The following is a 6,278-nucleotide window of genomic DNA, read 5'->3' on the forward strand; positions in this document are numbered from 1 at the left end:
AAATTTTAGCGATCGCACCTTTTTCACCCAACCTCACAAAATCGCGTTGCTCCCAGCGTGGGGAATGTTTTTTTAAACAGGTTGACAGCCTGTTCATCCTGTTGTTTGCTTACAGGTCGAGGTATTTTGAGTTTCGTCTGGAGTTGATAGTGTACCAAATGATATACCGTCTGATATTTGACTTAGAAGTCAAATTCCTGCTTGAGCCACTCTACAATTTCCCCATAGGTGCTGAACCCCTGAGGACATTCGAGTTTTTCCTCCAACCGCGATCACATCTCTCAAGAGAATCTTCGGAGTCGCTCCTGGGGAAGCTTTGACCTCTAACAGTTTCCCTAGTAGTCTGCCAATTCAACTTTGCTAGGTAGCACCTGTTATTGGTAAACTACTTAAAAATCAAGGAATAGCATGGCAAAAAAGTACATTGTGGATTTGAGTGAGGATGAAGTTTCTCAATTGCAAACGTTAATAAAAAAAGGTAAACAAGGCAAGAAGCATAACCCGCGCTCACATTCTACTTATGGCATTAGAAGGGGAAATAGATCAAGCGATCGCCTCAGTGCTTTGAGTCCATATTTCAACTGTAGAGCGAATAAGAGAAAAATTTGTAATTGGTGGGATAGATTTTGCACTTCTTGATGAACCTCATCCACCAAAGCTTCGTAAACTTGAAGGCAAGCAAGAAGCGTTTTTAATTGCGACAGCTTGTTCTGACCCACCTTCTGGGCGAGTGCGATGGACAATGCAACTTTTGGCAGACCATTTAATAGAAGTTGGTATTGGGGAATTCGATTTCTGATGAAACTGTTCGTCAGACTCTAAAAAAAACGATATTAAACCGTGGCTGAAAGAACAGTGGTGCATTCCCGAAGTAAATGCCGAGTACGTTTTACGGATGGAAGATTTATTGGATTTATATAACGAACCATATGATCCAAAACGACCAGTGGTTTGTTTTGACGAATGTTCATATCAACTGGTGGAAGAAGTGAGACTACCATTACCACCGGAACCAGAGCAACCAGAACGTTATGACTTTGAATATAAACGGAATGGAACAGTAAATTTATTTGCCTATTTTCAACCTTTAAATGGGTGGAGACATATTGAAATCACTCAACGGCGTACAAAGCACGATTTTGCAAAGCAAATGAAAAATTTAGTAGATATTTATCACCGCGATGCTGATGTTATTCGTTTAGTAGTAGATAACCTTAATATTCATACTCCGGCAGCCTTATATGAAGTTTTTAAACCCCAAGAAGCACGTCTAATTGTACAAAAATTAGAGTTCCACTACACCCCTAAACACGCAAGTTGGCTCAATCAAGTAGAGATTGAGTTATCTGTTTTATCTCGTCAATGTTTAGAGCGACGAATCCTGGATATACAAACATTATCCTCTGAAGTTGCTACTTGGGAGAAACAACGCAATCTTCAACGTACAAGTGTTTACTGGCGCTTTCAAACTACAGATGCACGGAGAAAGATGGAGCGCTTATACCCGACTTTCTGACCCAGCAAAGTAGCCTTGGCAGACTACTAGTGAATCTTGGAAAGTCTTACCGGGGAAGAAATTCCGCCGAAACCTTTTCCGCTTTCAAAAGCGCGTATTTAAAGCTGTTCAAGTTGGAGACAAGTGGAAAGCGCGGTTACTCCAAAAGCTTATTCTAAAATCCACCTCGGCTCGATTTCTTGCAATAAGACAAGTATCTCAGCTAAATGCTGGTAAAAAGACGGCTGGTATTGATGGTAAGAAATCCCTCTTATTTGAAGAACGAGTCAGTGATATCACCGAGCCATCAATCCGATACGCGGATGACATGGTTATTATACTCCGACCCGAAGATGATGCAACAGAGATACTTGAAAGAATCAGCGAGTTCCTCCGCAAACGCGGAATGAATGTAAGCCGAAAGAAAACCAAAGTTACCGCCGCGACAGATGGGTTTGATTTCCTCGGCTGGCACTTTAAAATCCAGAAAAACGGAAAGTTCAGAAGTATCCCTTCAGTGGACAACTTCAAAGCGTTCCGTAAGAAAGTAAAACACATCGTCAACAACTCGAATTATGGTGCTACCACAAAGGCTGAGAAATTAGCCCCGGTAGTTAGAGGTTGGAGAAATTACCATAAGTTCTGCAAGATGGACGGTTCCAGGAACTCCCTGTGCCACATTGAAACAAGAGCTTACAAGGTATTTAACAAGGAAACCAAGCAAAACCGCTACTCTAGCAAGAAATTACTAGACAAGGCATTTCCAGCAGTTCCCTACTCCGAAAATAAACACGTCATGATTAACCCTCTTTTGTCACTCTGGGGAAAGAAAAATCGAGGCTAAATGATGAAACCTAGATTTAGTGAGAAGATTAGCGATCGCAAACTAATAGAAACCTCTAAACAAAGCTCTATAGGTAAAATCTTATCTGGGCAAGGGTTACAGATTATTATCTGCCGAAAGTGACAAAAGAGAGTTAAAGGAACAAAATCCCCCTATGACGGAGATACAGCCTACTGGAGCGAACGTAACAGTAAACTGTATGATGGCGAAACATCTATTGCTCTTAATAAGCAAAACCATAAATGTGCATCCTGCGGAATGAAATTCATCGATGAAGAAAAGGTACATTTGCACTACATCGACGGAAATCATGCCAACTGGAAGAAAAACAATCTTGAAGCAATTCACGAGAGTTGCCACAATTACATGCACATGAGCAAAAGCGCAAGCTGAGAACATCAGGAGCCGGATGCACGGAAACGCGCACGTCCGGTTCTAACAGAGAGGTACTGGGCATAATAGCCCACATCAACTCTACCAAGGGAGCGACTATTAGCAGATTGCCGCCGTACACATTAATGGTAAAGCTTTCTGCCCTAGCCCGAAGCTTTATCGCTGTGAACAAGTGGCATTAGCAGTGGTTGCACAAATTTATGATTGGATAGCTGAACACGAACACCAAATCAGTGATGGGGCTTGTTACTGCTCTGTTTTGAAGCTGGCCCTATGGTAGTAACCGAAAGTATCTTAATTGACTTTATATTAATAGTTGCTTAGAGTAATCCTGAGTCCCTGCCTCAAGTTTGAGGATTTTACTTTGTAGGTGCGAGCGCGTTTGGCCCTCCGTAGGCGATCGCTCGACTGAGTGCAACTTTGACTCGCTTGTATTTTATGGGGTGAGGCGTAGGCGTTGGCGTAGCTTCTCGTAGAGAAGCCCATCGCAGACATCACTTGGGGTTTCCTCTCTTGATTTTTTAGGGGCGATCACTGCCGACAAGGCATCAATTCCAGCTTGGGCTACAATCACATCTTGTACTCCTGTACCAGAACCAATACCGATTGCTCCCACCACTTGACTATCCAAGATAATTGGCAATCCACCCTGCAAATTCGTCATCTGCCCTGCCGTGGTGATTCCCAACTTGATCGCTAACTCGAATGGATTCCGCCCGTGGCGACACGAGAGGAAAAAGACGCTGATGAGGTCATGGTCAGCAAAGGTGTTATCGGTTAGAAGGGTTTCACAAGACAACCAGGGCAAGAAAACGGCGGGAGTTGACGGTATAAAGTTACTGACTCCAAAGCAGCGTTTCGCGCTGGTTGCCAGTTTTCTAACTTCGGCGGCACTAAGTCTGGTATAAAGTCTTTGACTTTTAAAGCTCGGATCAGTTTGACTATGGAAGTCAACTAAATTTTTGATGTCTTCTAAAAGATTTGGCAGGTTTTCTTCTGCTTTATAACGTCCTTTGCCACTCATGTTATCAACACAAGTAATACCGCTTTCTAATTCTCTTATTCCTTTCCTAATAGGATCTCGATTCCATCCTAATTCTGATTGTGCAAGCCTTTGCCCTCCTAAACCTAAGCCCTGAACTGTCTGTGCCATAAATTTGCGCTTTACTGCACCAATTAAAAAGAGATGCAGTTTCAATCAACAACTTTTTGAGAGAATCAGTTAATACTATGGCCATCAGTTACCACACTCAAAAACTCAGTTATTACTCAGTTATTATTTAAATTACTACAAAAGGGGGTGGTAGCTGAAAACCTTCCAAATTCTAACCCTGATTCCTCTTCATTCATCAATGCATCAACTACTCAATTTAACCAACATCGGGAGTGGTCAGTTGGTATGACATGGAAAAGTTCCCTAAATAACTTGAGACTAATTATTCAGCCTTATATCTTCTACCATTTGCTGTTACCTTGGTTAGATGTATTCAACATTCCTGGGATGAGACGCTGTTTGCTTAAGTTAATTGAATTGATGAATGGTTTTCGAGCTTCTCCGATTCCTTTCTCCATTGCTAGTTAATCTTCTCTCTATTTTTCTTTCCCGAAAGTAACAAAAGAGGGATGAGCTAAGATCCACAAAGAAATCATCAATAATTGCCCCTACCTCTGACGTATACTAACTGGCTGTATTGCATGAGTAACAAAGCTAGCCTTCATGAGTACAGAATGTTCAGAGGCGAATGGTACTAAGTTAAGACACAGGCTTTGCTGTAACTGCTTCCCAACTTCCAGGCTTTTAACCACTCCTGGGAGGCTCCGCCTCCATTAGTAAGATCGAGGCAGAACCTTTCAGAATACGTTACTAGCCTCCAGGCTAGTAACTAGGCAGCACAGGACTCTGGGCTTATCTTAGTACCATTCTGTTCAGAGGCTTCAAGATGAGTTACTTCAAGAGAGCGAATCAACTCTCGAATAACGTCAGTTGCTGGTCTACCTGTGATCGCACAATATCGTTCTAGTTTTTCGCTCTCAGTTGATGCAAGATTTATCGTCATTCGTTTGACAGCCCATTTTTTGTTCATGACTTGCTCTATTAATCAAAATTTAAAAATTAAACTTACAAAGCACTCTCGCAATGGTTGATAAATAACAATACTAGCTAGATGTTAACCACAGCATACTTGCTTTGCCATAAGACTATTCTAGACATAACCCTGCCAGGGTATTTACGTGTAATCAAAAACTTTACCAATAAATCACTTATATGAATTTTAGATTCAGATGAACAGCTTCTGGATACAGAGTTTGCTAGCGATTACCAAACCAAACTGTCCAGTCTAGTTGTTGCATCAACCCTGATCCTTGTGATAAAGAGTAGAGCCACAGTATAAAAATTGCCGGAATATTTTGGAGGAGATTAGGAAGTTAAACTAGAACTTACGCATTGACAAAAAATTGATATTATGCAGTTAAGCCTACCTTCTGTGATAAGTGTTCTAAAATAAAGTCACGAGCTACTTAAAGAGATAAATTTCTTTGTAGTTCATACCAATTTTCAATTAACTCTTCTATCCACATTAATTTTAATTTATCAATATATGCATCCTCAATCAGAATTAATTTAATGAGTGCTAAAGGATCTGCGTTGTAATTTATTTTGAATTAGATACTTTCTATTTTAAAAAATATATTTGTATAGTGTAGTTATTGTTTTATCCAACAGTAAATCCTGATAATTGACGCATTTTTGGAGTATGAAAACTAATTAGAATATTTTGTTTATCTATTGTTCATGATCTCCAAGCAGTGTTCCTTAACCAGGAAACTAAACCAAGGGACTTCGGTTAAAAAGTGGTGTAAACGACGGTAAGTTACCCCTACCGCGTTCTCTGCGAGCTGAAATATGTTTTTTCTCTCACTTTCTCCTAATAATCCCCCTAAATAATGCCTAAACTCTCTTTCCCTCTTCTATAGCAATCCTAAATGAGTTGTGAAAATGAACGAACCGCTAACGCGCAGCGTCTCCAAGAGTTGCCGCCAAGAGCGCCAAAAAAAGAAAAAGAAGTTTTCACATATGATTTAGGACTGCTATACCACATCAAAATAATTATCATTCTGGAAAAATCCTGTCCCTTGTTTTTTTTGGAATAATTTATTCTTTAGAAGTCTCTTATTCCTAAGTGATCGATATTTTTAATTTTTATTTCTGAGGTTGGAGACAATTTTTGTACTTCTAATATAATATTTTTGAGTTTTTTTGATTGTCTCACTTTTATTAATTCAGTTTTTTTGAGTATTTTTACTAAGTCATGCTAAAGATAAATTATGTAACTTTTTATACTATATTTTGAAGTGCGCAATGCGGGCTCTAACTGCTGCACCATAATTGAGATATCCGCCAGCAATACCGTGAAAGTTTTGGTTGCTGTAATACAAGGGAATTATGACATCATCTCGTCAAAAGCGATCGCACTCTTTCTCTCAGTCAATAGACTTGTCGGGAAATAAGAGAGAATAGACAGCAGTCGTAGGGAAGGATCATGC

At 40.1% G+C, this 6,278-nt stretch carries 4 protein-coding genes and 6 pseudogenes; 5 read left to right on the forward strand and 5 right to left on the reverse strand.

The features are described 5' to 3' along the window. Positions 1–408 precede the first annotated feature (408 nt). The 3 pseudogenes from Q0541_RS04750 to Q0541_RS04760 form a co-directional block, all read left to right on the forward strand. Positions 409–1,516: pseudogene (locus Q0541_RS04750) on the forward strand (IS630 family transposase). Positions 1,517–1,541: 25 nt separating this feature from the next. Further along, positions 1,542–2,297: pseudogene (locus Q0541_RS04755) on the forward strand (reverse transcriptase N-terminal domain-containing protein); the annotation flags it as partial. Between the two features lie 174 nt (positions 2,298–2,471). Continuing rightward, positions 2,472–2,732, forward strand: a pseudogene (locus Q0541_RS04760) (HNH endonuclease); the annotation flags it as partial. Positions 2,733–3,168: 436 nt separating this feature from the next. On the opposite strand, the gene Q0541_RS04765 reads toward Q0541_RS04760, so the two are convergent. Beyond that, a complete protein-coding gene (locus tag Q0541_RS04765; RefSeq protein ID WP_298906298.1) occupies positions 3,169–3,540 on the reverse strand; it encodes a heme-binding protein in 372 nt (123 codons plus the stop codon). Between Q0541_RS04765 and Q0541_RS04770 the strand changes: the two genes are divergently transcribed. Next, on the forward strand, positions 3,479–3,640 hold the full coding sequence (locus Q0541_RS04770) for a reverse transcriptase N-terminal domain-containing protein (protein WP_298906302.1): 162 nt from the start codon (positions 3,479–3,481) through the stop codon (positions 3,638–3,640). The genes Q0541_RS04765 and Q0541_RS04770 overlap by 62 nt on opposite strands. Here the strand turns inward: Q0541_RS04770 and Q0541_RS04775 are convergent. Next, a pseudogene (locus Q0541_RS04775) lies at positions 3,607–3,964 on the reverse strand (ISAzo13 family transposase); the annotation flags it as partial. The gene Q0541_RS04770 and the pseudogene Q0541_RS04775 sit on opposite strands and share 34 nt — an antisense overlap. 68 nt (positions 3,965–4,032) lie before the next feature. Here Q0541_RS04775 and Q0541_RS04780 point away from each other — a divergent pair. Further along, complete coding sequence (locus tag Q0541_RS04780) at positions 4,033–4,314, forward strand: hypothetical protein (RefSeq protein ID WP_298906292.1); 282 nt, start codon at positions 4,033–4,035, stop codon at positions 4,312–4,314. Between the two features lie 301 nt (positions 4,315–4,615). Here Q0541_RS04780 and Q0541_RS04785 read toward each other — a convergent pair whose 3' ends face one another. From Q0541_RS04785 to Q0541_RS04795, 3 genes and pseudogenes are all read right to left on the reverse strand, one after another. After that, on the reverse strand, positions 4,616–4,816 hold the full coding sequence (locus Q0541_RS04785; protein WP_298906296.1) for a CopG family transcriptional regulator: 201 nt from the start codon (positions 4,814–4,816) through the stop codon (positions 4,616–4,618). Between the two features lie 706 nt (positions 4,817–5,522). Continuing rightward, positions 5,523–5,699, reverse strand: a pseudogene (locus tag Q0541_RS04790) (transposase); the annotation flags it as partial. 405 nt (positions 5,700–6,104) lie between these two features. After that, a pseudogene (locus tag Q0541_RS04795) lies at positions 6,105–6,230 on the reverse strand (methyltransferase type 11); the annotation flags it as partial. Positions 6,231–6,278: the final 48 nt, after the last annotated feature.

This window comes from uncultured Nostoc sp., assembly GCF_937863485.1.
Taxonomy (GTDB): Bacteria; Cyanobacteriota; Cyanobacteriia; order Cyanobacteriales; family Nostocaceae; genus Nostoc.

Coding starts and splice junctions, on each gene's coding strand:
- Q0541_RS04785 (WP_298906296.1), bottom strand. CDS start 4,816: ATGAACAAAAAATGGGCTGTCAAACGAATGACGATAAATCTTGCATCA.
- Q0541_RS04770 (WP_298906302.1), top strand. CDS start 3,479: ATGAGGTCATGGTCAGCAAAGGTGTTATCGGTTAGAAGGGTTTCACAA.